Annotated in this window: 20 protein-coding genes and 3 tRNA genes; 12 read left to right on the plus strand and 11 right to left on the minus strand. The window is 46.8% G+C overall.

Annotated elements, in window-relative coordinates; translation table 11 throughout:
• Positions 1-20: 20 nt before the first annotated feature.
• From recO to IMZ16_RS08355, 4 genes are read right to left on the minus strand one after another with little or no spacing between them, the layout of a single operon-like run.
• On the minus strand, positions 21-695 hold the full coding sequence (gene recO, locus IMZ16_RS08340) for a DNA repair protein RecO (protein ID WP_193439662.1): 675 nt from the start codon (positions 693-695) through the stop codon (positions 21-23).
• Positions 695-2,971 carry a type IX secretion system anionic LPS delivery protein PorZ gene (porZ, locus tag IMZ16_RS08345; RefSeq protein ID WP_193439663.1) on the minus strand — a complete coding sequence of 759 codons (2,277 nt, stop codon included), beginning with the start codon at positions 2,969-2,971 and terminating at the stop codon, positions 695-697. Before porZ ends, recO begins: the two co-directional genes overlap by 1 nt.
• A 3-nt stretch (positions 2,972-2,974) precedes the next feature.
• Positions 2,975-3,919: a bifunctional metallophosphatase/5'-nucleotidase gene (locus IMZ16_RS08350; RefSeq protein ID WP_073178798.1), complete on the minus strand. Its 945-nt coding sequence runs from the start codon at positions 3,917-3,919 to the stop codon at positions 2,975-2,977.
• Positions 3,919-4,680 carry a 5'-nucleotidase C-terminal domain-containing protein gene (locus IMZ16_RS08355; RefSeq protein WP_193439664.1) on the minus strand — a complete coding sequence of 254 codons (762 nt, stop codon included), beginning with the start codon at positions 4,678-4,680 and terminating at the stop codon, positions 3,919-3,921. Before IMZ16_RS08355 ends, IMZ16_RS08350 begins: the two co-directional genes overlap by 1 nt.
• A 105-nt stretch (positions 4,681-4,785) precedes the next feature.
• On the opposite strand from IMZ16_RS08355, the gene dapA reads away from it, so the two are divergent.
• Both dapA and IMZ16_RS08365 read left to right on the plus strand, forming a co-directional pair.
• On the plus strand, positions 4,786-5,664 hold the full coding sequence (gene dapA / locus IMZ16_RS08360; protein ID WP_193439665.1) for a 4-hydroxy-tetrahydrodipicolinate synthase: 879 nt from the start codon (positions 4,786-4,788) through the stop codon (positions 5,662-5,664).
• 75 nt (positions 5,665-5,739) lie between these two features.
• Positions 5,740-6,048 carry a hypothetical protein gene (locus tag IMZ16_RS08365; RefSeq protein WP_073178804.1) on the plus strand — a complete coding sequence of 103 codons (309 nt, stop codon included), beginning with the start codon at positions 5,740-5,742 and terminating at the stop codon, positions 6,046-6,048.
• 48 nt (positions 6,049-6,096) lie between these two features.
• Here the strand turns inward: IMZ16_RS08365 and recG are convergent, their stop codons facing one another.
• The 4 genes from recG to IMZ16_RS08385 all read right to left on the minus strand — a co-directional run bounded on the left by recG (position 6,097) and on the right by IMZ16_RS08385 (position 12,050).
• On the minus strand, positions 6,097-8,184 hold the full coding sequence (gene recG, locus IMZ16_RS08370; protein ID WP_073178965.1) for an ATP-dependent DNA helicase RecG: 2,088 nt from the start codon (positions 8,182-8,184) through the stop codon (positions 6,097-6,099).
• A gap of 48 nt (positions 8,185-8,232) precedes the next feature.
• Complete coding sequence (locus IMZ16_RS08375) at positions 8,233-9,756, minus strand: FMN-binding glutamate synthase family protein (protein ID WP_193439666.1); 1,524 nt, start codon at positions 9,754-9,756, stop codon at positions 8,233-8,235.
• Between the two features lie 78 nt (positions 9,757-9,834).
• Complete coding sequence (mtaB, locus tag IMZ16_RS08380) at positions 9,835-11,190, minus strand: tRNA (N(6)-L-threonylcarbamoyladenosine(37)-C(2))-methylthiotransferase MtaB (protein WP_394368272.1); 1,356 nt, start codon at positions 11,188-11,190, stop codon at positions 9,835-9,837.
• A 59-nt stretch (positions 11,191-11,249) separates the two neighbouring features.
• Entirely contained in the window at positions 11,250-12,050 is an 801-nt protein-coding gene (locus tag IMZ16_RS08385) for a hypothetical protein (RefSeq protein WP_193439667.1), read from the minus strand.
• A gap of 150 nt (positions 12,051-12,200) precedes the next feature.
• On the opposite strand from IMZ16_RS08385, the gene glgP reads away from it, so the two are divergent.
• The 4 genes from glgP to IMZ16_RS08405 all read left to right on the plus strand — a co-directional run bounded on the left by glgP (position 12,201) and on the right by IMZ16_RS08405 (position 19,992).
• Positions 12,201-13,862 carry an alpha-glucan family phosphorylase gene (gene glgP / locus IMZ16_RS08390; RefSeq protein WP_193439668.1) on the plus strand — a complete coding sequence of 554 codons (1,662 nt, stop codon included), beginning with the start codon at positions 12,201-12,203 and terminating at the stop codon, positions 13,860-13,862.
• 124 nt (positions 13,863-13,986) lie between these two features.
• Positions 13,987-16,113: a S9 family peptidase gene (locus IMZ16_RS08395; RefSeq protein WP_193439669.1), complete on the plus strand. Its 2,127-nt coding sequence runs from the start codon at positions 13,987-13,989 to the stop codon at positions 16,111-16,113.
• 103 nt (positions 16,114-16,216) lie between these two features.
• Complete coding sequence (locus IMZ16_RS08400; protein WP_193439670.1) at positions 16,217-17,896, plus strand: peptide MFS transporter; 1,680 nt, start codon at positions 16,217-16,219, stop codon at positions 17,894-17,896.
• 209 nt (positions 17,897-18,105) lie between these two features.
• Entirely contained in the window at positions 18,106-19,992 is a 1,887-nt protein-coding gene (locus IMZ16_RS08405) for a peptide MFS transporter (RefSeq protein ID WP_227411501.1), read from the plus strand.
• Positions 19,993-20,122: 130 nt separating this feature from the next.
• On the opposite strand, the gene IMZ16_RS08410 is transcribed toward IMZ16_RS08405, so the two are convergent.
• Positions 20,123-20,842, minus strand: coding sequence for a hypothetical protein (locus IMZ16_RS08410; protein WP_193439672.1), 720 nt, complete (start codon positions 20,840-20,842; stop codon positions 20,123-20,125).
• Positions 20,843-20,882: 40 nt separating this feature from the next.
• On the opposite strand from IMZ16_RS08410, the gene IMZ16_RS08415 reads away from it, so the two are divergent.
• Positions 20,883-21,320, plus strand: a complete 438-nt coding sequence (locus tag IMZ16_RS08415; RefSeq protein ID WP_073178819.1) for an RNA-binding S4 domain-containing protein — start codon at positions 20,883-20,885, stop codon at positions 21,318-21,320.
• Here IMZ16_RS08415 and IMZ16_RS08420 read toward each other — a convergent pair.
• On the minus strand, positions 21,295-21,813 hold the full coding sequence (locus IMZ16_RS08420) for a shikimate kinase (RefSeq protein ID WP_193439673.1): 519 nt from the start codon (positions 21,811-21,813) through the stop codon (positions 21,295-21,297). The genes IMZ16_RS08415 and IMZ16_RS08420 overlap by 26 nt on opposite strands.
• Positions 21,814-21,897: 84 nt before the next feature.
• Here IMZ16_RS08420 and IMZ16_RS08425 point away from each other — a divergent pair.
• The 3 genes from IMZ16_RS08425 (at position 21,898) to IMZ16_RS08435 (ending at position 22,231) form a co-directional block, all read left to right on the plus strand.
• Positions 21,898-21,970, plus strand: a tRNA-Lys gene (locus IMZ16_RS08425).
• A gap of 27 nt (positions 21,971-21,997) precedes the next feature.
• Positions 21,998-22,081, plus strand: a tRNA-Leu gene (locus IMZ16_RS08430).
• A gap of 77 nt (positions 22,082-22,158) precedes the next feature.
• Positions 22,159-22,231 (plus strand) — tRNA-Lys (locus IMZ16_RS08435).
• An 88-nt stretch (positions 22,232-22,319) separates the two neighbouring features.
• Here the strand turns inward: IMZ16_RS08435 and panC are convergent.
• Positions 22,320-23,168, minus strand: coding sequence for a pantoate--beta-alanine ligase (gene panC / locus IMZ16_RS08440; protein ID WP_193439674.1), 849 nt, complete (start codon positions 23,166-23,168; stop codon positions 22,320-22,322).
• 119 nt (positions 23,169-23,287) lie between these two features.
• On the opposite strand from panC, the gene IMZ16_RS08445 reads away from it, so the two are divergent.
• Both IMZ16_RS08445 and IMZ16_RS08450 read left to right on the plus strand, forming a co-directional pair.
• Entirely contained in the window at positions 23,288-24,052 is a 765-nt protein-coding gene (locus IMZ16_RS08445) for a glycogen/starch synthase (RefSeq protein ID WP_193439675.1), read from the plus strand.
• A gap of 12 nt (positions 24,053-24,064) precedes the next feature.
• The gene (locus IMZ16_RS08450; RefSeq protein ID WP_193439676.1) at positions 24,065-25,561 is read left to right on the plus strand and encodes a DUF4270 domain-containing protein; all 1,497 of its coding nucleotides are present in this window, start codon (positions 24,065-24,067) and stop codon (positions 25,559-25,561) included.
• The last annotated feature ends 5 nt before the right edge of the window (positions 25,562-25,566 follow it).

Raw genomic sequence — 25,566 nt, forward strand, 5'->3', positions numbered from 1 at the left:
TAGTGGTCGGTTTTTTTTATTTATTCTGTCATTTGCTTTATCACTTCAAGAGATTTCGGGATTCTGATGCCCTGGTGATAGCTTAGAAATACCAGCAGGCTCTCCAGCAGTGCTTCCTTTTTTTGGATAGGAATTTTTTCGGCGTAATCAATCCCTGCGTCTAAAACTCGCTTCCAAATTTCAGAAACCTCTGCGCTGAAAAGTGTACTGCTCTGCTCCGCAGAAAAAATCCCTCTTTCGGGATCGAGAAAATCCCCACTACCCGACAGCGGCAGGATGCCAAATATCTCAATCAGTTTGAAGATGAAAAGATAATGCGCGCTGTAATTCCTGCCCTCCAGCTGCCGGAGGAATTCTTCAACGGCGGTGTATACCGCAATGTTTTGTTGCTCATCCCGCAGCAAATCATTCAGCAAATCGGCGGCGAAAAACAATATGAGATTAGCTTTTACGCTGAATTCCCGGGAAGCCTTTGCCTCAAACCTTGAAAGATATGCTAAGCTGGAGTGCCTCGTACTGTAGGAAAATTCTACTTTCTGCAAGGGTTTCAGTAGGGCTTTCTTACCTCTTCTGGATTTAAAAACAGATTTTGAAAAAAAACTTTGGTAGCCGGAGTTTTGTGAAAAAATATGCACTACGGCATCATAATCTCCCACTTTTACAAATGAGAGTAGGTAGCCTTCATCGCTGTGCATCAGTTTACTACTGCAATTTTTGCCGATGCCTTGTCGGTGCCGTCCGCATTGGTCATCAGCACGAAATAAATTCCGGACGCCACTCTTTTGCCCTTGCTGGTAAGATCCCACTCATAGGTGCCGCCGCGTGCCACCGCCTGGTGCACCAAGTTGCCGGCTGCATCCGTAATCCTGATATTTGTTTTCTCTGCAAGGCCTTTCAGGTGTACGCTGCCCTTGTACTGGGTGTAAATCACGGGGTTAGGGTAAACGAGGACATCGGAAAAGTTTTCAGTGACATTGGCAGTATCCCCCTGAAAACTTACTATCCCAGAGTGTGACACGAAATATACCTTGCCGGAGGAGTCTATTTTAATGTCCGTTACGCTGTTGTCCGGCAGCGGTGAATTTTCCTTGGTGAAATGATAAATAGTCTGCTGCCCGGAAGCGCTGAGATAATACACCCCGCCGCCATCCACGGATACCCACTTGCGGTTCCCAGAATCCACCGCGATCTGAAGGATAGCCGAATCTCGGAAGAGTTCCTCGCCAAGGCCGTTTTGCGTGATAATAATAGGTTCTGCCCGTGGATTGTTTTTCACTGCTGTATTGGCGTTGGCCAAAATTCTTAATCCGGCATCTGTTCCAAGCCACGCATCACCGTTCTTGTCAAAGGCAATGGATAATCCACCCTTTGCATTAGCAGGTAAATTAGGTGTCGTGCCCTTTAAAATATAAACTTCATCATCATTCAAATTTTGCGGCGTATTTTTCAAATCAATTGCGATGAATTCATTTGCCCTTGGATCTCCATACCAAAGAAACCCATCATTTATTACAGGTTTTTGCGCTGCTGCGTAACTTTTAACTTGTCTTCCACCAATTATAAAAGAGTTTTTTGTGTCTAATAAATGGTATCCACTACCATCGTCAGTACCAAAATATGAACTGGTAAGAAATAGATTTCTGTTATCATCTACTACAAAGCCCACAGGCCTTTTATTATAGGATTTAGCGCTACTATTTAAGATGAAATGTTTCTTGATTATAAAATCGTCCCCGTCTTTCTCTATTAGTAAGACACCTGCGCTCTCTCTTGGATTACTATAATTAGCTATAAAGGTTTCATTTAAATTTTGCGGATTTCCAATGGCATCTAAAACATTAAGTTCCACTGAATATTTTCTAAAAAGGTCTGGGTAGTGCCATTTCTTCCCGTCAAAATAATAGAAGCCAAGCTGGTTCAGAATTGTTGGCGCTTTGTTATAGCGGTCTTCCCTTGTTCCTGTGGAAACCCATATTCTATCGCCCTTCAAATTTATCTTGTAAGAAAAATTATTGAAAGGCCCATCCGGTTTAACTTCTTTTACTTTTTCAGCATTTTCCTTAAATAAAATTCCCTTGGTTTTAGAACCTGAAAATAAACTATTAGCAAGATAAAAACCAGTGTTTGAAAACGCTTCGAAATGCTCAATTTTATTTTCCGTTAAATTCTGAATCCAGGAATTTTCACCTTCACTTGTAGCTACAAGTAGTGAATTATTAGTGCTTAAAATATCCTGAATTTTACTAGCGAAGATTGTAGAACTTCCGCCCAAATTGTGGAGTGCCGTATCATTACCCGCAAAATAAACCGCCCCATTATGTAATGCTATATTATGAAAATCGCCTGTTGAACGATTTTTCCAGCTACTATACAGCGGGAAGGTCACATTTATTTCGTGGGATTTCAGGCCTTTGTTCGTTACGGTATAAACCTCGTTGTTCAAAATCACAGCCTCTCTGCTGGGCTCGCTCATTATCACCGACTGCCCGAATTCCTTTTTTTCGAGGTCAAATATAGCCAGAGCATACTGGCTGGATTGTTTGCCATTCTCGTAGCCTATCGAAACCGCCGCCCGATTCCCTGTGATGGAGATATGGTTGATGCGCTTCGTGCCCCTATATCCGCCAGAGAGCGGCACATCCACCACAAGGCTAATGCCCTCCGGTGTGATCACATCCAGACGCCCGTTTTCGTAGCCGATGAGTCCCGTCTTTGTTTCATTATTATAATCAAAGGCGGAAATTTTTACCTCGTGTAGCCCATTGGCTTTGGAAAGTTTGCTGATCTCCCCCGAAACGGGATGGTAATAAAAAATTCCGTTCTCCGCGGCAGCTATCAGCCGCTCCCCGTCTTTACGGATGGCGAGGACATTATTGTAAGAAAACAAATCCTGCCAGCGGCTGTCGCTTATCTTCTGAGCAGAAGACAAAAAAGGTAATGCCGAAAAGATGGCAAATATAATTTTCCTCATATCTTACACAATTATGCTGCCGTCCACCGGCAGTGCACCCCACGCGATGCGCTGCACATTTTTCTCCTTATCGAAATAATAATCCAGCCGGCCGAGGAGCAGCCCTGCCCAGCCAACTTGGTTAATGAGCACCGGTTTGCCGGCTCGGTTCATCACCTGCTGGGGCTCCGGGAGGAAGGTATGCGTATGCCCGCCGAGAATCAGGTCGATGTTTTCCGTCCGCGGAGCAAGCGTAAGGTCTGAAATCTGGTCATTGCCGTACTTGTACCCAAGGTGGGAAAGGCAGATTACCAGGTTGCATTTTTTTTCTTTCTTTAAAAATTCAGAATAATGCTGCGCCATTTCTACAGGGTCAAGGTATTGAGTCTCCCCGTAGTGCCTTTTGCCCACCAGCCCTGCCAGCTTTATACCGAGCCCAAAAATTCCCACCCGGATTCCTCCTTTTTCAAAAACTTTATATGGGAGGGTCTTCCCGCTCAGGATAGTATTGTCAAAATTATAATTTGAAATAATATAGGGGAAATTGGCATTCGGCATCACCTTCAGCAGGCCCTCCAGTCCGTTGTCAAACTCGTGGTTGCCTATAGTGGTAGCATCGTAGCCCATCATGCTCATCAGCTTCAGCTCCAGCTCGCCGCCGAAGAGGTTGAAATAAGGCGTCCCCTGGAACACATCCCCCGAATCCAGCAGCAGCACATTTCTTTCCTTGCCTCGGATGTCGTTTATCAATTTGGCGCGCCTGGCGAAGCCGCCCTGGTTGGGGTTGCGGGTGTAGCCGGCATCGAAGGGGTCTATACGGCTGTGCTGATCGTTCGTGTGGAGTATCGTGAGCTTGTGCTGCGCTTTTTCCGCAGAGAGGTTTCTGCCGCCGGCAAACAGCATGCCGGGAGCGAATGATGCGGCAAGTATGCCGCCGCCCGCTAGTTTCAGGAAGTGTTTTCTGTCCATTATCTGCCGGTTTTTTTGTTTTTAAAATTAAGCCGAATGTCGCTCGGTGCGGTAATTTCTGGGTTTTCCCTGAACATTTCCACGAAAGCATCCCGCAGTTTCAGCCCGGTGCTTATCATCTCTCCTTTGCCGAAAAAATCCATATTGTCCCCGCCCAGGGCGAGGTAGTCTGAAGTAGCGATTATGTAAGTCTTCTCCGGGCTCGGCGCTGCCCCCCGGATAAGGTAGTTAGTAAGCCTGCCGCTGTCGGTTTCAATATAGAGCTGAGAAACCGGATTGTTTTTCTCCGTTGTTTCATAATAGTGGAAGAGCTCCCCTATGTCCTTACCCTTTATTTTTACCAGTACCAGTTCGTTTTCAAACGGCATTACTTCGTAAATATGCCGCAGCAGTATTTCGCCGCGCCCGATGGTAGAGCGGATGCCGCCGATATTGATGATGGCCGCGTCGGGCTCCGCGATGCCGTTTTGCCTTGCCCAGCGTTTGGCGCTTTCCAGCGTGTAATCTGCCAGCAGTGCGCCCAGGTTGCTGTTGTCCCCGTTTTTTGTAAGGTCCATCGCGGTATGCGAGATGCGCTCGTTCATCTGCTTTTCCATGGTGTTGCGGTAGGGCTCTATCGTGGCGCTCACGCGCGGCTCATCCTCCAACTCCGCAGTGATGGCAATGTTTTTCTGAGTATGCACATCCGCTACTGCCAGCGGAGCCCTGCAGGCGGATAGCGCTACGGAGGCGGCAGCGAGCGCGAAAAATTTTCTTTTCATCGGAGAGAAAGTCTTGCGGGCAAATATAATGATATACTCTAAAAATCGGTTGCAAATCCGGCGCATACTCGGTTATTTTTTTTAAATTTGGATAAAAGATTTGCTATGGAAAAACTTAGAGGTGTTGGGGTGGCCCTGGTGACGCCTTTTCAGGATGATTTGTCAGTTGATTTCGAAGCGCTCACCCACCTGATAGAATTTAATATAGAAAACGGCACAAACTACCTCGTGGCGATGGGTACCACTGCAGAGGCAGCCACGCTGAGCACGGAGGAGAGGTCGCAGGTCATCAGCCATATTATTAAGGCGAATTCCGGCAGGCTGCCGCTCGTCCTTGGCATCGGTGGCAACAATACCGCCGAGGTTAGACATCAGATCGAGGCTGCGGATCTTTCGGAATTCGAGGCTGTGCTTTCGGTCTCTCCCTATTACAATAAGCCAAACCAGGAGGGGCTTTACCAGCATTACAAAACCCTCGCGGAAACGGGCAAACAAATCATCATCTACAATGTACCGGGGAGAACCGGGCAGAACATAGACGCTGATACCACGCTGCGGCTCGCCGGGGAGTTCCCGAATCTTTTTATGATAAAGGAGGCAGCGCCGAACATCAGCCAGTATTTCGATATTTTAAGGAAAAAGCCCGCGCACTTCAGCCTTTGCTCCGGTGACGATGAGTATACGCTGCCCGTCACGCTAGCGGGTGGAAGCGGCGTGATTTCAGTAATTGCGCAGGCTTACCCGAAAGAATTTTCAGATATGGTACAGTTTGCTTTCAGCAGGAAGGTGGACGAGGCCTATGAAATTCACAACAGGCTTGTGGATATTACGCGGCTTATCTTCGCGGAGGGGAATCCGTGTGGCATCAAAACGGTGCTGGCAGAAAAAGGCATCATCAAAAACAATCTGCGCCTGCCGCTGGTGAAAGCATCCGATATTCTCCAGGAAAAAATCCGGAACGAAATGCGCAAGATTTCTTTTTAAGGAAATTTTAACAATTTTCTACCGTCTTCGGCAGCATATTTGCGGTAAACTATTCAAATTTTAAATCTTATAATTATGAGCGATTCAAACAAAAAAGAAGTCCTTCTAGGAACAGCAGCAGTAGTGGGCGTAGGTGCGCTAGCTTATTATCTGACTAAGGGGAATGACAAAAAATCTCTGAAAAAAACTAAGAAAAAAGTAAACAAATTTGCGCACAATGCGTCTGACAAATTTGAAGACTGGAGAGACGAGGCAGAAGATAAAGTAGAGGATGCAAAGGAAACCATTTCCGACTTCGTAAATGATGTTCTGGATTATATCGTAGATAACCGCAAACTTATCGAGAACACAGTATCTTACGCTACTAAGATTTTTGGAAAATAATCCTTCACAAAAGTTGAGACAAAACCTGCAGATTGCTGCGGGTTTTTTTTATGAAATCCTGCCCCAGCGATTTTTCTGACGAAGATTTTTTTGATAAAAGTTTTTTACCAACATATTTTTTGGAAACAACAATAGTGGGTCTTCTTCCAGCAGCCGTTCTGCGGATTTCTTTGCCGCGCGCATAATGTGTGCATCAGCCACGAGGTCTAGTTTTTTAAAGTCCAGCGTCCCGCTTTGCTGTGTCCCGAGAATGTTGCCGGGACCGCGAAGCCTCATATCCATCTCGGAAATCCTGAACCCGTCGTTCGTTTCGCACATTGTCTTTATCCTCGTGCGGCTGTCCTGAGAAAGTTTATTGGAAGTCATCAGTATACAATAACTTTGCTCGGCTCCGCGTCCCACTCTGCCCCGAAGCTGGTGCAGCTGCGAAAGCCCGAAACGCTCGGCGCTCTCGATTATCATCACAGAAGCATTGGGCACATTTACCCCAACCTCTATCACGGTGGTAGCTACCAGGATCTGCGCATTTCCTGAGGCGAAATACTGCATCGCTTCTTCCTTTTCATCAGGCCGCATACGCCCGTGCAGCATTGCCACATTGTACTCATTGAAAAATTCTTGGATGTGGGCGAAGCCTTCCGTAAGATTTTTATAATCAAGCGTTTCGCTCTCCTCTATCAGAGGATATACGAAATAAACCTGCCGGCCTTTCCGGATTTCATCTGCCGCAAACCGGTAGACGGACAGCCGTTCCTGCTCTCGGCGGTGCACGGTGAGTACAGGTTTGCGCCCTGCCGGGAGTTCATCAATTACGGAGACATCCAGATCGGAATAGAAGCTCATCGCCAGCGTCCTGGGAATTGGGGTGGCGCTCATGATCAGGATGTTCGGAGGCGTGCTATTTTTCGCCCATAGCCTTGCGCGCTGTGCCACGCCGAAGCGGTGCTGCTCATCGATGACGGCAAGCCCGAGGTTGTGAAATTCCACCGGATCCTCCAGCACAGCGTGTGTACCGATGAGGATGGGCAGGGCGCCATTTTTCAATTCCTCAATGATGCCGCGGCGGGCGGAATTTTTCGTAGAGCCCGTGAGGAGCGCGGTTTCGATGCCGGTGTTTTTCAGTAATTCCGAAATGCTGCTGTGGTGCTGTTGCGCAAGAATTTCCGTAGGTGCCATCAGCACGCTTTGGTATCCGTTGTCCATCGCAATCAGCATAGATAGTAGCGCCACCATAGTTTTTCCGGAGCCTACATCACCCTGAAGCAGCCTGTTCATCTGGATAGGAGACTTCAGATCTGCGCGTATCTCCTTTAAAACTCGTTTCTGTGCAGCGGTGAGCTGAAAGGGAAGATGATTTTCATAAAAATCATTAAAATAATCTCCTACTGCAGGCATTGCGATTCCCGCCGGCGTGCTTTTCCTCAGCTGTTTTTTCAGTGCGTAAGTCAGCTGGAAGTAGAAAGCCTCCTCAAATTTCAGCCGTTCCTCAGCCCTCTTAAAATGCTCCAGATCTTTTGGGAAATGGCTCTGTTCAAACGCCTGGCTGCGGGGCATCAGTTTATATTTGTTTAAAATATCTTCCGGCAGGTTTTCCGGAAGCAGCCTTTCAGCTTCGGCAAGGATCAATTTGTTTGTTTTAAGGAAAAATGCCTGATTGAAGCCGCGTTTTTTAAGTTTTTCCGGCAATGAATAAACCGGCATTAACGAGTGATCTTCCAAATTTCCTTTTGGAATTTCAATTTCCGGATGCGCTATTGAAATTGAGTGATTAAAAAAATTGGGTTTCCCGTACACCAAAACCTCACGGTCCGTCGGGATTTGCGCAATCAACCAGTTTTTGTAGCGGAACCATACCAGCTCCAGCGAGCCGCCCTCGTCCTGAAACCTCGCAGTCAGCCTCCTTTTATAGCCTTCGCCCACCTCGCGCAGTGCTGAGATTCTTCCTTTCAGCAGTACCTCCGAGGAGAGTTCCGGCTGGAGTTCGGAAATTTTATAAATTTTTGTTTTATCGGTAAATTTAAACGGGAAATAGAAAAGAAAATCCTCCACAGTCCGTATGCCCAAGGCGTCGTTCAGTAGCTTGGCGCGCTCCGGACCGATGTTCTTCAGAAATTCTATGGAGGTGTCCAGTTCCAGCAACACAATATTAAAAAAAGAGGCCGAAGCCTCTCGTAGATTATCTGATCAGGTGTTCGGCGCAGGTTTCTTCCGCACATTGGACAGAATATCCGGGAAGAACTGATCAGAAAGATGATCAAATTCATCCCCACGCATAAACATCGAAGCATCTACCTGATCGTAGGTTTCCCTTCCAGCCGCGGCTAGCAGCTCGTTGCAGGTGTGTAGCGTATTCTTGTGAAAGTGGTAAACGCGCTCTGCCTTATCGGTAATGTTCAGGCCTTTAATCAGGTTTTTATCCTGCGTAGCCACACCTGTAGGGCAGGCGTTGGAATCGCAGCGCAGCGCCTGGATGCAGCCCACCGCGAACATAAAGCCGCGCGCATTGTTGCACAGATCGGCACCCATTGCCAGAGCGCGAAGGATATCCAGCGCCGTTAAAACTTTTCCACTCGCAATGATTTTGATTTTATCGCGTACGCCATAATTGATCAGCGTTCTGTTCACGAAAATAAGGGCGGGTTCCAGCGGCATCCCCACGCCGTCGGAAAATTCCGGCGGAGCAGCACCAGTTCCTCCTTCAGCACCATCCACCGTGATGAAGTCTGGGTAAATGCCCAGCAAATTCATCTGCTCACAAATGTCTTCAAATTCCTTCGTATCGCCGATGCAAAGCTTAAAGCCGATAGGCTTCCCATTTGAAAGTTCTCTCAGCTGCTGCACAAATTTGAGCAGCCCAGCCGCATCTGAAAATGCACTATGCCCCGGCGGCGATAGGATGGTAACGCCCGGCGTCACATGGCGGATCTTCGCAATTTCCGGGGTGTTTTTCACGCCTGGCAAAACGCCGCCGTGCCCCGGCTTTGCTCCCTGGGATACTTTAATCTCAATCATTTTCACATTCGGGATAGCGGATTTTTCCCGGAAAAGCTCGGGATAGAACATCCCTTCTTCATCGCGGCAGCCGAAATATCCTGTCCCGATTTGCCAGCAGAGATCGCCGCCCTCCAGGTGGTAGGGGGAGATGCCGCCCTCGCCGGTGTTGTGGTAAAAATTCCCTTTCTTCGCGCCGCGGTTCAGGGAAATCTGTGCGCGGTCACTCAGCGAGCCGAAACTCATCGCAGAAATATTGAAAAGCGAGGCGCTGTAGGGCTGAGTGCACTGGTGGTTGCCCACGGTTACGCGGGGTAGTTCCTCTTTCGGGATTTTTGCATAGATGGAATGCTTTATTCCTTCGTATTTCCTGTGGTTGATGTCTAGCTGGGTACCGAAGGGTACGGTATCTCGCAGGTTTTTTGCCCTGCGGTACACTGCGCTTCTCTGATGCCTTGGAAACGGCCTGCCGTCGGTTTCCCTTTCGATGAAATACTGCTGAATTTCCGGCGAAATGCTCTCGAAGAAATAGCGGAAATAGCCTAGAAGCGGGAAATTCCGCATAATGGCGTGGCGTTTCTGCGTCATATTGTAGATGCCGATCCCAAACAGGATAGTGAGGATAATCGGTATCGAATAATGCACTTTGAAAATCAGCGTCAACGCCCAGCTTACGGCCAGGATGATGCCGCCATACATCAGAAATTCCTTTCTCATTATTTCAAGCTAAAAAATTGCTCAAAGGTAATAAAGTTTTTGATAAAATGTAAAAATTCTACAGGTCGCGAAGCCGCGTTAAATAACCCTGCTGAGGAAACTGCGGAAAGCATCTGCGGAGGAAGCTGGCTCTATGGCAACTGTGCCGTCATCCTCAGCGGAAATAAGTTTTACAAGCTCAATCTTGTTTGCAGAATCCGCATTATAAGGTTTTTTTACCCTTACATAATTTTCTGTGAATCCATACATCGTCCCGTTTTTGTTGTCGTGCTCCCAAAGCACAGGCAGCGTGTTCCCCATTTGTGTGCGGTAAAATTCCGCCCGCTTTTTCTCGGAGAGAATCCTTAGCATTTTGGTGCGCCGCTTTCTCTCGGCAATTGGCACGGCGCCTTCCATCAGCACGGCTTCTGTATTTTGCCTTTCGGAATAGGTGAAGCAATGCAGGTAGGAAATCGGCAGGCTGCTCAGGAAGTGGTAGGTTTCCAGGAAGTGCGCTTCCGTTTCGCCGGGAAATCCGGTGATGACATCCACGCCGATGCAGGCGTCGGGCATTACTTTGCGGATTTTCGCAATGCGGTCTCTGTAAAGTTTCGTGAGGTAGCGCCGCTTCATTTTCTTCAGGATTTCATCGCTGCCGCTTTGTAGCGGGATGTGGAAGTGCGGCACGAATCTTTCTGACCTGGCCACAAGCTCTATGCACTCGTCTTTCAGCAGGTTGGGCTCTATGGATGATATCCTGATACGCTCGATGCCTTCCACTTTATCGAGTTCGGAAATCAGGTCGAGGAATGTGTGCTCGTGCTTTTTGTTGCCAAATTCACCCTTGCCGTAATCGCCGATGTTCACGCCGGTAAGAACAATTTCCTTAATGCCTTTTGCCGAAATTTCTCGGGCGTTTTTTAGCACATTTTCAATGGTGTCAGAGCGGGAAATTCCGCGCGCCAAAGGTATGGTGCAATAAGTGCATTTGTAATCGCAGCCGTCCTGAACCTTCAGGAAAGCCCGTGTCCTATCGCCGATTGAGTAGCTGCCCACGAAGAAATCTGCCTGCTCGATTTCGCAGGAATGCACGGTGCCAAGGTTTTCCGCTTTCTTCAAATCATCGATGAAATGGGCGATGTTGAATTTTTCCCTGGCTCCCAAAACCAAATCCACACCGGGAATCGCGGAAATTTCTTCGGGCTTCAGCTGTGCGTAGCAGCCTACCACCACCACCAAACCATCGGGATTGGCTTTCATAGCGCGCCTTACCACGAGCTTGCATTCGCGGTCTGCATTTTCTGTGACGGAGCAGGTATTGATGACATACACATCTGCCGCATCATCGAAATTCACCTTTTGGAAGCCTGCATCGCTGAGGTTTCGGGCAATGGTGGAGGTTTCCGCAAAGTTCAGCTTGCAGCCCAGGGTATGATATGCGGCGGTTTTCGGCAAAGAAAAGATTTTTAAGGGTGCAAAATTAGTGAAATAAAGCTAATTTTCTCTGGAGTGGCTCAAGCCTTAATGGCCGTGATGTTTCCGCAAAGGTTTTCCAGGTGAAAAATCTTATGGAACGGGCTCTGCACCTTGCTCAGCTTCTCCTTGTTAAGAATGAAGGAATAGCGCGAGGCGAGGGAATTCATATCGGAAACAATCACCAGCCAGCATTCATCCACGGTGCGGTCGTAGTAGGGATATTTCTTGTTTTTCTTCTCAATCAGGCTGATGATTTTCTCCGAAGAAAGCCCGTCGAACAGGTTCAAATCATACTCATAGGTGATAAACACATTGCGGCGGTGCGGCGTTTTCCGTAGTTTTTTCACCGCGCCGCAGGGCCTGCCCAGCCGGATGGACTTCGTGATATCAGCAATGATCTCCGCCTCGCGGCAATAAACGCCCGCGGATTTCTGCTCGGCAAGTTCCACAAAATAAATGCCGCGAAATTCCGCGACATTCTCGTTCTCCAGCTCCAGCTCCGCCTTGCGGAAAATTTTGTTCAGAACCGATTCTTTCTTCTTGATTTCCAGGTGGTTGATAACTTCAGTAAGCTCGATGCCTATCTTTTTATCATTCACCTTCGCTATAAAATCCGGGCTCTCGCAGGTCAGGTTCTCAAACTGCACATCCGGGAAGTGGTGCAGGAAGGCATTCAGCAGCAGGATCTCAGATTTCTTTTTAAACTTCTCCCGCTCGTGCAGCGCGGAGCCGTCTATTTCCTCGTGGTACTTCCGGATCCGGGTTTTTTTCAGGTGCCGGTTGTGGTAGTACAGGGAGAGATTTTTTACCAGGTTATCATCAAAAGCAGCAGTTTTCATTGCAGAAACTTTTTGATAATGAAAAAATTACGATGCTAAAGTTAGCCAATATTTTAAAACCAAAATCATTGTTAAGGAAATTTAAAATAAGGAATTAGGCTGCAAGATTTTAATGCCTAACTTTGCACTTTAGCAAAATTTTTTCTTGTGATGGATTTTAGAAATTTTGAAATGCCATTCGCCATCAGCGAAAAATATAAGAAAAAGGTGGCATATTTTTCAATGGAATTTGCGATAGATCAGTCGCTGAAAATCTACTCCGGGGGGCTGGGCTTCCTCGCAGGCTCCCATATGCGCAGTGCGTACAGCCTCCGGCAGGATTTCGTGGGCATCGGCATCCTCTGGAAGTACGGCTACTACGACCAGGCGCGTAACGCCGACCAGACGCTGGTCCCGGTATGGACGGAGAAATTCTACTCCTTTCTTGTGGATACAGGCATCAAGTTCCAGATAGAAATACACGGAGCGCCGGTTTGGGTAAAGGCGATGTACCTCGATCCGGTAACCTTCAACACGGCGCCGATGTTCTTCCTCACCACCGACCTGGAGGAAAATGATGAGATGTCAAAAACCATTTCCCATCGCCTTTACGATGCCAACCAGGCCACCAAGGTGGCGCAGTATATCCTATTGGGCAAAGGCGGGGCTAAGCTACTGGACGAGATGAATTTTGAGCGCGATATATACCACCTGAATGAGGCGCACGCGCTGCCAGCAGCATTTTATTTACTCGATAAATTTGGTGGAAATATAGAGAAGGTAAAGGAGAAGCTGGTCTTCACCACGCATACGCCGGAAGAGGCGGGGAACGAGAAACACAGCCTCCAGCTCTGCGAGGAGATGAGCTACTTCAGCGGGCTTTCCGCCGAAAAGGCGAAAGAAATTGAAGGCTACCCCGCTCCGGATCAGTTTAACCATTCCCTTTGTGCACTGAAGATGGCGCGCATCTCCAACGGTGTATCCCAGCTGCACGGGATTGTTTCCAATGAAATGTGGGGCAAATACGAAGGGATATCTGAAATCACCTCCATCACCAACGCTCAGGATTATAAATATTGGGCGGATAAGCAGCTCTACGATGCAAAGGACGACAGCGACGGGGCGCTTTTCGAATTCCGAAAAAAAAGGCTAAAAAAACAATTATTCCAAATAGTGGCGGATCAGTGCGGAAAGCTTTTCGATCCGGATGTTCTCACCATCGTCTGGGCTAGGAGATTTGCAGGATACAAGCGTGCAGACCTCCTTTTGAGAGACAGGGAAAGATTCGAAAAACTACTGAACAATCCGGAGCACCCCGTGCAGATCATCTGGGCAGGAAAGCCGTATCCGCTGGACTATGCAGCGATAGACACCTTCAATTATCTGGTGAGGGAGAGCCACAATTACAAAAATATGGCGGTGCTTACCGGCTACGAGCTGGAACTGAGCCGCGAGCTGAAACAAGGCTCCGATGTATGGCTGAACAACCCGCGGGTGCCGCGCGAAGCATCGGGTACTTCGGGGATGACGGCCGCAATGAATGGCTCCATAAACCTCTCTACCGACGACGGCTGGATTCCGGAATTTGCCCGCCACGGAGAAAATGCCTTCGTGGTGCCAAAGGCAGATTATGAAAATATGTCCATAGAAAAACAGGATCAGTACGATCTTGAAAAAATCTACGAAATAATTGAAAATGAAGTACTGCCGACCTATTACGATAAGCCGGCAAAATGGAGGAAAATTCAGTTCGCGGCGATGGATGAGGTAAAGGAGTGCTTCAGCAGTGACCGTATGGCAGATGAGTATTATACCAAATTATATAATTTTTAAAATTTTTTAAAAGATATTGAAAATTCCGCAATTTGTAGGTTGCGGAATTTTTTTTTTCCCTGCCTGCTTTTTAGTCTGGCTGAGAAAATCTTATCTTTGAAGATTTTGTAAAGTTAATTTTTTTATGAAGAAATTCTTTTTTTCCGCGGCGGTTTTTATGGCGGTTTCGGTGTTTGGCCAGGAAATTACCCTGGATAAAATTTACTCGGGATATTACCGTGGGAAGGGCATTGCGGGAATTTCTTCGATGAAAAACGGCGAGAATTATACCGTAATGGAAGCCGGCGGAATCGCAAAATATTCCTACAAAACTTCGCAAAAGGAGGGCAACATTGTGGAAGGCAGTTTTCAATCTTACGAGTTTTCGGGTGATGAATCGAAAATCCTTTTTCTGAAGCAAAGGCAGCAGATTTACCGCCATTCTTTCCTGGGAAAATATGAGGTGCGCGATTTGAAAACCGGAAGAACGCTGGCTATTAACAATGGGGATTTCGTGCAGGAGCCCGCATTTTCGCCGGATGGAAAAAAGGTGGCCTTCATCGCGGCGAACAATCTTTTCTATCAGGATTTGGATTCCGGGAAAATCGTGCAGATTACCACTGATGGCGAAAAAAATAAAATACTGAACGGCCTGGCAGACTGGGTTTATGAAGAAGAATTTGGGCACGCTAAGCAATACGAATGGACGAAAAACTCCGATGCCATAGTCTTCGTGAAGTCCGATGAATCCGAAGTTCGTGAGGTTTTGATTCCTGTTTATGAGAAGCAGCTTTATCCATCGGAAATGCGTTTCAAATATCCAAAAGCCGGCGAGAAAAACTCGGTGGTTTCGGCGCATCTTTACAGGCTGGATGCCGGAAAAGTGCTGCCCATCAACCTTTCGCAGTTCAAAAACTACTACATCCCGAATGTTTTCCAAACGGCGAAGGCCCATGAAATGGTGCTGATAACTTCCGGCAGAACGCAGAATGCGAGCGATGTGCTGAAGGTGAACACGAGGAACGGCAGCGTGACAAAACTCTTCACCGAAACCGATGACAAGTGGATTGATACGGATAATGTGACGATGGAATTTTTGGAAGACAACTCGTTTCTCTGGGCTTCTGAGCGTGATGGATTCCGCCATCTTTACTGGTATTCTGCGGACGGAAACTTGAAAAAGCAGGTAACGAAAGGCAACTGGGAAGTTACGAATTATTACGGCTATAATCCTGATACTAAGGAAATTATGGTGCAAACTACGCAGAACGGCAGCACGAATAAAGTGGTTTCCAAAATCAATATTCTCACTGGGAAATCTCAGCTGATTTCCAATGCTGAGGGAAATAATTCCGCGGCGTTCTCGAAGAATTTTAAATATTTTATCGAAACTTCTTCCACCGCTGTAAAACCGCATACTTTTACCCTGAAAAATTCGGACGGTAAGATTTTAAAAGAAATTCAAAATAATGACGAATTATTGCGAAAACTTCAAAATGATAATTTTGTGGTAAAGGAGTTTTTCACCATACCGAACGAAGCTGGCGACCAAATGAATGCCTGGATTCTGAAGCCGAAAAATTTCGACAAAAACAAGAAGTACCCGCTGTTTATGTTTCAGTATTCTGGACCCGGTTCTCAGCAGGTTTCCAATTCGTGGGATGGTGGTAATACGATGTGGTTCAACCATCTTGTGCAGCAGGGCTACATTGTAGCATGTGTGGATGGCAGAGGTACAGGCTACAAAGGCTCGAGGTATAAAAAAGTGACTTTCAGGAACTTAGGCAAATATGAAATTGAAGATCAGATTGCGGCGGCAAAATGGTTTGGCAATCAATCTTACATCGATAAAGACCGCATCGGGATTTTCGGCTGGAGTTTCGGAGGCTATATGGCGAGCCTTGCACTTACGAAAGGTGCCGATGTTTTCAAGCTGGGAATTGCCGTGGCACCGGTTACAAACTGGCGTTATTATGACACGGTTTACACCGAGAGATTCCTGCTGACACCGCAGGAAAACCCATTAGGATATGATGAAAATTCACCCACAAATTTTGCGAATTTGCTAAAAGGAAAATTCCTGATGATTCACGGAACGGCTGATGACAATGTGCATTTCCAGAACGCATTGGAATTTTCCGAAGCGCTGATACAGCAGAAGAAGCAGTTTGAATTTATGGCCTATCCAGACAAAGATCACGGCATCTATGGCGGCAACACAAGGCGCCAGCTTTATGAAAAAATGACACAGTTTGTGGTGGAGAATCTTTAATCCAAATGAAATTGTGAAGCTATAAGTTTAACTTCCATAAAAAAACTTTTTGCATTTTTGTGACTTGTAAATTAATTTAGTGTTAAATTTTTATTCAAAGGAAATGCAGAAAAATTCGCCAAAACATCCGAAAGGCCTGCCGTATTTATTCCTCACAGAAATGTGGGAACGCTTCGGTTATTACCTGATTCTGGGGATTTTCGTGCTGTATCTCATTGAGCCTGAGGGATATAACGGTGGACTTGGCCTGCCCGATAAAGCGGCGGACGATATCTTCGGCACCTTCATAGCGCTCACCTATCTTACGCCTTTCATCGGAGGTTTCTTGGCAGATAAGGTCATCGGCTATGTGAAGTCCATCTACATTGGCGGCATCCTGATGGCTGCTGGCTACATTGGTTTGGGTCTTTTCAAGGAAATGCCGCTGTTCTACCTTTCGCTGGCGTGCATCATCATTGGGAACGGATTTTTTAAACCCACGATTTCCACCGTGCTTGGTAACCTTTACAGCGAAGAACCCTACAAGGCGAACAAAGATTCCGGCTACAATATTTTTTATATGGGCATCAACATCGGTGCGTTCATCTGCAACATTATTGCGGCCTATATGCGCAACAAATATGGCTGGGGGCCTGCGTTCATCACGGCAGGTGTTGGTATGCTGCTGGGCTTGGTGGTATTCACGATGGGTAGGCCGCACTACAAGCACGCCGTACATATGAAGCCCGTGCAGGAAGGCGATACGAAGCTTTCCGAAATTTTGCTGAAGGTTTTCGTGCCGGCAATTATCGCAGGAGTTATCGGCTGGTTTTTACCAAGTTTATTGCTCGGGCAGCCACTTATCGGCAGCCAGAATACGGATGCGTTCATCTTTGCCTGCATCCCAGTCATCTACTTTTATGTATCGCTTTACTTCAAATCCAACCCTGTCGAAAAGCCTGCGCTTGGAGCCCTGCTTTCGATATTTTTGGTATCGATGTTTTTCTGGGCGGTATTCAAGCAGAACGGAACGGCCTTGACACGATGGGCTAATTACTACACCGAGCGTTCCGTGCCGAAAGCTGTGGAAAAACCGCTCGCCAATCTTTTCCTGGTGGAAGAGAAAACCTTTGCAGACAAGGAAGTCCCGATTTACGATAATGAATTTCGGGCAAAAAAGGATGCTGACGGTAAAACGCTGAAAACTATCGGAAAAGATGTTTATTTCCAAAATGCTTCGCCGGAGCAAAAAGTCGAACTGGCGAAAAATCCGGAGCAAACGGTTTACCTCTACAACACGGAGCTTTTCCAATCGGTAAATCCTTTCTGGGTAATTGTTCTCACGCCTGTGTTGGTGGGCGTTTGGGCATTTTTGAGAAGGTTCGGAAAGGAGCCTTTGACGCCGTCCAAAATCGTACTCGGATTATTCATTTCTGCACTGAGTTGCTTGGTAATGTATTTCGCCGTAAAGGCTGGAGACAATGGCGCTGTGAAAGTTTCACCATGGTGGCTGATTGCATCATACGGCGTGATTACAGTGGGAGAGCTTTGCCTTTCACCAATGGGATTGTCGTTTGTTTCCAAGCTTTCGCCCCCAAGGCTTACTGCTTTGATGATGGGCGGTTTCTTCCTGGCAAATTCCGTGGGCAACAAGCTTTCCGGGATTTTGGCGAGCACCTGGTACAGCTACGAAGACAAGGGCCATTACTTTTTGGTGAATTTTGCGCTGCTGATTTTCGCCACACTTCTAGGCCTATCCATGCTGAAAAGGCTGAATAGAATTATGAGGGAGCAAGGACATTAGTGTATTAAGGTTTAGTTTAAGGCTGAGACTGAGTTTAGGTTGGACAGAATAAAAATATACAGTAAAATTTATACTTAAAAACTTTTCTCAACCAACTTCCGCCTTAATCTCAAACTTAACCTTATTCTCAAACAATACTTTTTCAAAATAAACTATATTTGCATTTGTTAAAAAAATCTTAACACATGTTAAACCCAGATTATAAATTAATGCTTATCGCCTGGATTGGCGTGGCACTGTGGGTTGGAATCGTGATTTTCTCCAACCGGAAAGTTCATCCTAAGGCACTCTTCACGCTCTTTATGGTGGAGCTGTGGGAGCGCTTCAGCTACTATGGTATGCGTGCGCTGCTCATACTTTATATGACGGCAAATCTGATGGACGGCGGCTTCGATTTCGATGATGCCAAAGCCTATGGTGTTTACGGTGCCTACGGTGCCTTGGTTTACCTTACGCCTATTATCGGCGGTTATTTCGCGGATAAGCTCATCGGTTTCCGCAGGGCTATCGTTGTCGGATGTTTGCTGATGGCAGCCGGTCAGTTTACTTTATTCCTAAACAATCAGACCACATTCTATATCGGCCTGGCGCTGCTTGTGGTAGGGAACGGCTTCTTTAAACCAAACATTTCATCGATGGTTGGCCGTTTCTATGAAGACGGCGACAAAAGGAGGGACGGCGCTTTCACCCTGTTTTATATGGGTATCAATATGGGTGCGTTTCTTGCGCCGCTTACCTGCGGTGCCATCGGTGAAAACGAAGGCTGGCAGTACGGTTTCCTTACGGCTGGTATCGGTATGCTGCTCGGTTATGTCATTTTTGCCGTGGCTTCGCGCCGTGGTGTTTTCAAGGAAGTTGGGCTAAAACCTGACGAACTTCCGGCGAAGGATGTAGTGCCTGCAGTGCCAAACAACATCCTGCCGTACATTACTATTGTTGCCATGGTGGCAGTTTCCTGGTTGCTGATTCGCAATAATGATATTGTGGATGTGCTGCTCAGCGTGCTTGCTGTGGGAATTATCGGCTATCTGCTGTTTCAGGCGAGCAAGATGGAAACCGTGGCAAAACAGAGAATTTGGGTGGTGGTAATCCTGTTGCTTTTCACCACGATTTTCTGGACATTCTTCGAGCTTGCAGGCTCTGCGCTGAACCTTTTCACCGCAAGGAATGTGAACCGCCAACTTTTCGGGCTGGAAGTTCCTACAACTTTCTTCCAATCCATCAATCCGCTCTTCATTATGCTTTTTGCGCCGATGTTCTCGCTGCTTTGGATAAAGCTTGCTAATGCGAACAAAGAACCTGCGGCACCATACAAATTTGGTATCGGGCTGTTGCTTCTTGGTGCAGGATTTTTGATGCTAATGTTCGGCGGAAATTTCGCAAAACTGGGTATGGTGCCTGCGCTTTTTATGGTGCTGCTTTACCTGCTTCACACACTGGGTGAGCTTACGCTTTCGCCGGTTGGCTTGTCGCTGGTTACCAAGCTTTCGCCAAAGCATATGGTGGCATTTATGATGGGAATTTGGTTCCTATCATCATCCATCGCTCACCAGGGCGGAAAGCACATTGCAAAACTAACCACCGTGAACGAGAAAACCATCGTGCAGAGCGATGCCTTCCGGAATTCTCAGGAAATTGATCAGGATATTAAAAACCTGCTGCTTAGTGAAGAATTCGTGAACAACCTGGATGAAACTTCCGTGGAAAGCCTTTTGGTTTCGGATGAATTCATCAGCAAAATTAATTCTGTAAATCCTGAAAAGCAGTATGCGAAAACCACGGTAAAAATTAAGGATTTGGAAGAAAATGCGCAGAACTACCGCGGTACGAAGCGTGATAAGATGCTGCAATCGTCGCAGGCTTCCTTCCTTACAACTGCCGACAAAGCGCAGAATACCGAAGTTCAGTCGATTGAAGATTACGAGAAACTGCTGGAGCAATCACCGGTTTCAAAAATCGGCAGCGTAATTGCCAGCGAATCCCTGAACAAAGGCCTCAGCGTATTTTCCACACTTGGTTTCATTGCGATTGGCTGCGGTATTTTATTGTTCGTCCTTGGCCCATTCATCAGCCGCTGGATGCACGGCATCAAATAATTGCCTTAATTTAAAACGAGAAAAACGCGGGACGAAATGTTCCGCGTTTCTGTTTATGCAGAAAATTTAACAAAAATCCGTGCCGCAGGATTTTAAACGGCACGGATTAGTTTTGATAAAAGCGGAAATATTACTTTCTTTCCGAAGTTTTATAAACCTGAAAATTAAAAACAAAGTTGCGGTTGCGCCAGCTGGTGCTGCCGTAGGGATAGTGCGCGTCCCGAGCAAATGCCGCGCGCGAAGGCACGATAATCACGCCCTGGAGGTTATAATTCTGGCTGTCCGGGATTTCGCAGCTTTTGAAGTGTTTTAATCCTTCGCGGAAACCTTCTATTTCATAAAAATCTCTTGCCTTGCCGGATTCTGATAGAGTTTTAGCGCTGGCAAAATAGAAAGACGGGTCGTTCTGCGGTGCGCCGGAGCCATCAATCGTATTTCCGAAAACAAGCTCGGAGATGTAGTTCGCCTTGCCATCTTCCAGGTTGGAAAGGAAGGTGCCGGTATGGTGCATAATCCTTATGATATCGGTATCGCCTATGCTTCGGCCATTCTCCGGTTGCGCGCCTTCTCGCAGTATTACGACTACCCCCGAGCTCAGCTTTAAAGGATTCATTGAAGAGAGCCTCGGGTGGTTTTCAGGAGTTTCTGTGGCGGTAAATGACATTATTTTCCCCTGGCTGTTCAGGTAATGCTCATCCAGATACTTGGCGATGGCAGCATCATCATTCGCGTTTTGCGTGGAAATATTTTCGGGTTCTACATAGGCGGGCTGGCCGTCATTATCATCATCTTTCTTGCAAGCACCGAGGCTGATGCCAGCCACCATTGCGAAAATGAGCACTTTTTTCATCAGAATCTTTTAAATTTGATTGACAAAAGTAACAAATTTTATGAGAGTGGATAAGTTTCTGTGGTCGGTAAGGTTTTACAAAACCAGAAGCATCGCCGCGGAGGAAATTAAGAAAAACCGTGTATCGGTGGGCGATTCTGCCGTGAAATCTTCCAGGGAAATAAAGCCCGGGGATGTCATCAAAATCAAAAAAAATCAGATTGAGTATGCCATAGAGGTAATACAGCTGCCGCAAAGCAGGGTGGGGGCGAAGCTTGTGCCGCTGTATGTGCGCGACAGAACGGAGAAGGCACAGTACGAAATTCTGGAGCGGCGCAGGCTGGAGCAGAGCTACTACCGCTCGAAAGGTGAGGGCAGGCCCACGAAGAAGGACCGCCGGGAAATTGCGGAATTCATTGACAATGACGAAGATACATCAAAAACTTCCTCGGAAGATGATTGGGATGCGTTTTTCAGAATGCAGGAAGAAGACGAATGATTTCATCGGAAACTTCCTGCGCAGTTTTTCCATCAACCGAGATAACTGCCTGACACTGAGTGTAATAAGGATTTCTTTCGAAGAGGTGTTTCGCGATGAATTCCGGTAAATCTTCATCCGAGATTTTTGCGATTAGCGGCCTTTCGGATTTCTCAGATTGAAGTCTTTCGGATAAAGTTTTCACGCTGGCCTGCAGGAACACGCTGAAGGATTTTTGGTTGAGTAGGTGTATGTTGTCAAAATACGCCGGGGTACCGCCCCCAAGGCTCAGTACGCTGTTTTCGGGGGCGTTCAGGATTTTTTCCAAAATTTTCCGCTCAGCTTTTCGGAAAAAAAATTCACCTTGCTTTTCAAAAATTTCCGAAATCTCAAGTTGGTTTTCGGCTATAATTTGTTGGTCTAAATCTACAACCTTAAAATTTAGTCTTTTGGCTAAATCGTTAGCAATCAAAGATTTGCCGCTTCCCATATATCCTGCGAGAGAAATAATCATCTTTGGATTTTGCACAAATTTCGAAAAAAATTTTGAGAGCTGTAAAAAAAGCGTATCTTTGCACCGCTTTTTTAGAAAAAGGGAGACTCGGTAGCTCAGCTGGTAGAGCAATACACTTTTAATGTATGGGTCCTGGGTTCGAATCCCAGCCGAGTCACGGGTAGCCGTGCGACGCGGCAGTGCAGCCTGTGTGGTGAAATTGGTAGACACGCCATCTTGAGGGGGTGGTATTCGTAAGGATGTGCTGGTTCGAGTCCAGTCGCAGGCACAATCCATAATTGATGGATGATTATTGATCCTTGATGACAATCAATTATCGCATATCATCTGTCAATTGTAAATTTAGACTCGGTAGCTCAGCTGGTAGAGCAATACACTTTTAATGTATGGGTCCTGGGTTCGAATCCCAGCCGAGTCACGAATTTGCTGCAAAGTAGATTTTTTTCATATTAATATTTTGTGATTTGGTGTTCGGAGGCCTTCCCTTATTGGGAGGGCTTCTGTTCTTATTCCAGGTGCATATTGTCTATCAGCCGCACGCCTTCCGCCCATACTGCGATGAAGGCGCGGTAGCTTTTCCCCGCGTAGAAAAAATCTGTTTCCTTCAGGGTTTCTTCGTCGGCAATGATGAAATATTCGAGATCGAAAGCTTCTTCCTTCTCAAAAATTTCCTGAACTCTTTTCTTGATCTCCGGGATGGAAATGATGCGGAACCAGTCCTTTACTTTCACTAGTGTTTCGTGGATCAGCGCAGCTTTTTCCTTCATTTCTGGGCTTAGGCGCATATTCCGGGAGCTCATCGCCAGCCCGTTTTCTTCTCGTTTTATTTCTACGCTGCGGATTTTTACGGGAATTTTTTCATCGGAAACCATTTTACTTATGATCGCGAGCTGTTGAAAATCTTTCTCGCCAAAATAAGCATTATCAGGCTGCACCTGTTGGAAAAGCTCCTTCACCACGGTGCCCACTCCATCGAAGTGTCCCGGTCTGGAGGCGCCCTCCATCTCGTTTTCCAGCCCGCCGAAATCAAATTTCTCGCTTATTGCGCCGTTCGGATAAATGTCTTCCACGGAAGGCAGATACACTGCGTCCACAAGGCCACTCTCCTTAAGTTTTTCGATGTCCTGCTCCACCGTTCTGGGGTATTTTTCCAGGTCTTTGGGATCGTTGAACTGGGTAGGATTTACGAAGATGGAGGAAATTACCACATCGTTTTCAGGCCTTGCAGCGGCGTAAAGCGAAAGGTGCCCGGCGTGTAGTGCGCCCATCGTAGGTGCAAAGCCGATAGTCTTGCCGTCAGTTTTTATCTCTGAAATATATTCCCCGAGGGCGGAGCGGCTTTCTAAGACTTTCATATGAAAATATTTTTTTGACAAAGATAATAAGCAGATGCCCAAGTGGGGAATAAATTTCCATTACTTCATTTTTTCGTAATTTTGCCGCCAGAGCTTTCAGAAAGACAGCCTGATTGATTATGCCAGGACAGAAAATTTTATTTGTCACTACAGAAATGTCCCCCTACCAGGAGGATAGTGCCATAGCGGAAAGCGTGAACAGGATGGCGCTGAAGATGCACCGGGAGGGGAACGATGTGCGCGTACTGATGCCAAGATTCGGTCAGGTGAGCGAGCGTCGGTTTCAGCTGCACGAGGTGATCCGCCTTTCCGGGATGAACATCATTATCAACGACCTCGATCAGCCCCTGATCATAAAAGTGGCATCGCTGCCCGGAGAGCGGCTGCAGGTTTATTTTATTGATAATGAGGAGTATTTCAAGAGAAAGGCATACTATCTCGATGCAGAGGGGGAGCCTTTTGAAGACAACTTCGAGCGTGCGGTATTCTTCGCCCGGGGAGTGATAGAGACTGTGAAAAAGCTGAACTGGGTGCCGGATGTAATCCACCTGAACGGCTGGATGTCGGCAGTGGTTTTGGTTTATCTTAAAACTTTTTACAAGAAAGATTTTTATTTCAACAATACAAAGCTCGTCCTTTCACTTTACAACGAGCCTGATTTCGACTTTGCCGGTAGTGCCTCGGATGTGTTGAAATTTGATAAGATCCCTGCGGAGCTCTCCCTTGCTTCCGTGCGGGGTACGCTGAAGGCTGCGGCCGGTTTTGCAGATGTGCTGCTGCAGGGCGATGAGTTCCTGGAAGGGGAAATTCAGGATGCGTATGAGGCTTCTTCCGCTCAGAAGGGCGGCCACCTGGATGCCGATGCTGTATCATCAGTTTATTAAGCAACTCTGATTATGACGAATTTTAAATTAATTTTAAAGACTTCCATTGCCATAATTGGGAGCTTTCTGCTGTTTAGCTGCGAGCCCGAGCTGGATTCTCTTGGGTCTCAGCTTGTAAAAGACAATGTAATCCCGGGCAATGTGGTGTCCTATGATGTAGTGGCTTACAATGTGAACAACGGTGACATTATCCGCACCGACGGGAACAAACTTACCGCGGCCACTATTGGCGCGTTTCACGAGTCTCAATTCGGATTGCAGAAGTCATCTTTCATTACGCAGATCCGGCCCTCCGCTTATGCCCCGGATTTTGGAAAAAACCCGGTGGTAGATTCCGTAGTGCTTGTGCTGAAACCTTATTTTGCATCCGACAGCCTTACCACATCCACCGACGAAAACTTCCAGTGGAACGGCACCGCGGCGAAGAAAACGGTCAGCAGGTATCCTATCACTAAGTATGGGAAAGCCAAAAAGAATATGACGCTCCAGGTACACGAGGTAAAGGATTTCCTTGGCTCGGCGAGTGACACAATTTACAGTAACAGACAGGTAAACACAGGCGTAATGCTTGGCACAAAAAACCTTGACGGGAGTGTATCTGCAGTAAAAATTGTAAAAAAAGATGATAATTCAGAGCTACTCAGCCGGGATGCGGGAATTAGAATATCATTGGACAAAAACTTTTTCCAGGATAGAATTATCAGCAAGGCAAAAAGCCCTGAGATGGCGGATGCCTCGAATTTTGTGAGATATTTCGGAGGCCTCAGGATTTCAGTCGCTGAGGACGATGGATACATTTTTACAATGGCTCCCGGCGGAATGGAGCTTATAATGTACTACCACCACGACGCTGATGCGAATGGCAGCAGCACTGCGCAGCAAGGTACTTTCTCCTTCATTTTTGGAGGAGCGAATGCAAGGTTTAACCAGATATGGTACGATAGGAAAGGAAGTGCACTTGCCAATTGGGCATCCGATGAAAATATGGGGGATAAAAAACTTTACGCCCAGGGTATGGGAGGCCCAGGTTTCGGTATAAGGATTCCTCAATCCGTCGTTGCCCAGATAAAGCAGCTCGGCGCGTCCCAGGATCTGGCAGTGCTTTCAGCAAAACTCAGACTGTATTCCGATGTTTCCACCTGGAATAATACTTTTGCCAAGCCTGTAAGCTTCGTGATTTCTCCAAAGGGCAAAACTTCCTTTATCTCCGATATGACTGCCTTTGCGGCAAACCCTGTTTTTTCTTTAATAACTACCTCATCCCTGAAAGAAAATCCGGCATATTATGACATCTCCATCACTCAGACTTTAAAGGACATTATTGAGAAGGATGCGGAAAATACAGACCTGATTCTGAATGTCGGATATTACGAGGTAAATGCCTCTAATATAAAACTCGGAGCGGAGCACACCTCCACTGCCTACACGCCGAACAGGATTGTGCTTGTGGGAAGCGACGCCGGGAATGACAAGCGCGCACGATTACAAATAATTTACACTAAACGATAAAATGA

This window comes from Cruoricaptor ignavus, from assembly GCF_014961145.1.
Lineage (GTDB): Bacteria > Bacteroidota > Bacteroidia > Flavobacteriales > Weeksellaceae > Cruoricaptor > Cruoricaptor ignavus.

What these genes read in the sequence shown, in the direction of transcription:
- IMZ16_RS08355 (WP_193439664.1), bottom strand. Translation starts at nt 4,680, where the DNA reads ATGAAAAGAAAATTTTTCGCGCTCGCTGCCGCCTCCGTAGCGCTATCC.
- porZ (WP_193439663.1), bottom strand. Translation starts at nt 2,971, where the DNA reads ATGAGGAAAATTATATTTGCCATCTTTTCGGCATTACCTTTTTTGTCT.
- panC (WP_193439674.1), bottom strand. Translation starts at nt 23,168, where the DNA reads ATGAAAGTCTTAGAAAGCCGCTCCGCCCTCGGGGAATATATTTCAGAG.
- recO (WP_193439662.1), bottom strand. Translation starts at nt 695, where the DNA reads ATGCACAGCGATGAAGGCTACCTACTCTCATTTGTAAAAGTGGGAGAT.
- IMZ16_RS08410 (WP_193439672.1), bottom strand. Translation starts at nt 20,842, where the DNA reads ATGAAAAAAGTGCTCATTTTCGCAATGGTGGCTGGCATCAGCCTCGGT.
- IMZ16_RS08395 (WP_193439669.1), top strand. Translation starts at nt 13,987, where the DNA reads ATGAAGAAATTCTTTTTTTCCGCGGCGGTTTTTATGGCGGTTTCGGTG.
- IMZ16_RS08450 (WP_193439676.1), top strand. Translation starts at nt 24,065, where the DNA reads ATGACGAATTTTAAATTAATTTTAAAGACTTCCATTGCCATAATTGGG.
- IMZ16_RS08405 (WP_227411501.1), top strand. Translation starts at nt 18,106, where the DNA reads ATGCTTATCGCCTGGATTGGCGTGGCACTGTGGGTTGGAATCGTGATT.
- glgP (WP_193439668.1), top strand. Translation starts at nt 12,201, where the DNA reads ATGGATTTTAGAAATTTTGAAATGCCATTCGCCATCAGCGAAAAATAT.
- IMZ16_RS08420 (WP_193439673.1), bottom strand. Translation starts at nt 21,813, where the DNA reads ATGATTATTTCTCTCGCAGGATATATGGGAAGCGGCAAATCTTTGATT.
- IMZ16_RS08365 (WP_073178804.1), top strand. Translation starts at nt 5,740, where the DNA reads ATGAGCGATTCAAACAAAAAAGAAGTCCTTCTAGGAACAGCAGCAGTA.
- IMZ16_RS08350 (WP_073178798.1), bottom strand. Translation starts at nt 3,919, where the DNA reads ATGGACAGAAAACACTTCCTGAAACTAGCGGGCGGCGGCATACTTGCC.
- dapA (WP_193439665.1), top strand. Translation starts at nt 4,786, where the DNA reads ATGGAAAAACTTAGAGGTGTTGGGGTGGCCCTGGTGACGCCTTTTCAG.
- IMZ16_RS08375 (WP_193439666.1), bottom strand. Translation starts at nt 9,756, where the DNA reads ATGAGAAAGGAATTTCTGATGTATGGCGGCATCATCCTGGCCGTAAGC.
- IMZ16_RS08385 (WP_193439667.1), bottom strand. Translation starts at nt 12,050, where the DNA reads ATGAAAACTGCTGCTTTTGATGATAACCTGGTAAAAAATCTCTCCCTG.
- IMZ16_RS08400 (WP_193439670.1), top strand. Translation starts at nt 16,217, where the DNA reads ATGCAGAAAAATTCGCCAAAACATCCGAAAGGCCTGCCGTATTTATTC.
- IMZ16_RS08445 (WP_193439675.1), top strand. Translation starts at nt 23,288, where the DNA reads ATGCCAGGACAGAAAATTTTATTTGTCACTACAGAAATGTCCCCCTAC.
- IMZ16_RS08415 (WP_073178819.1), top strand. Translation starts at nt 20,883, where the DNA reads ATGAGAGTGGATAAGTTTCTGTGGTCGGTAAGGTTTTACAAAACCAGA.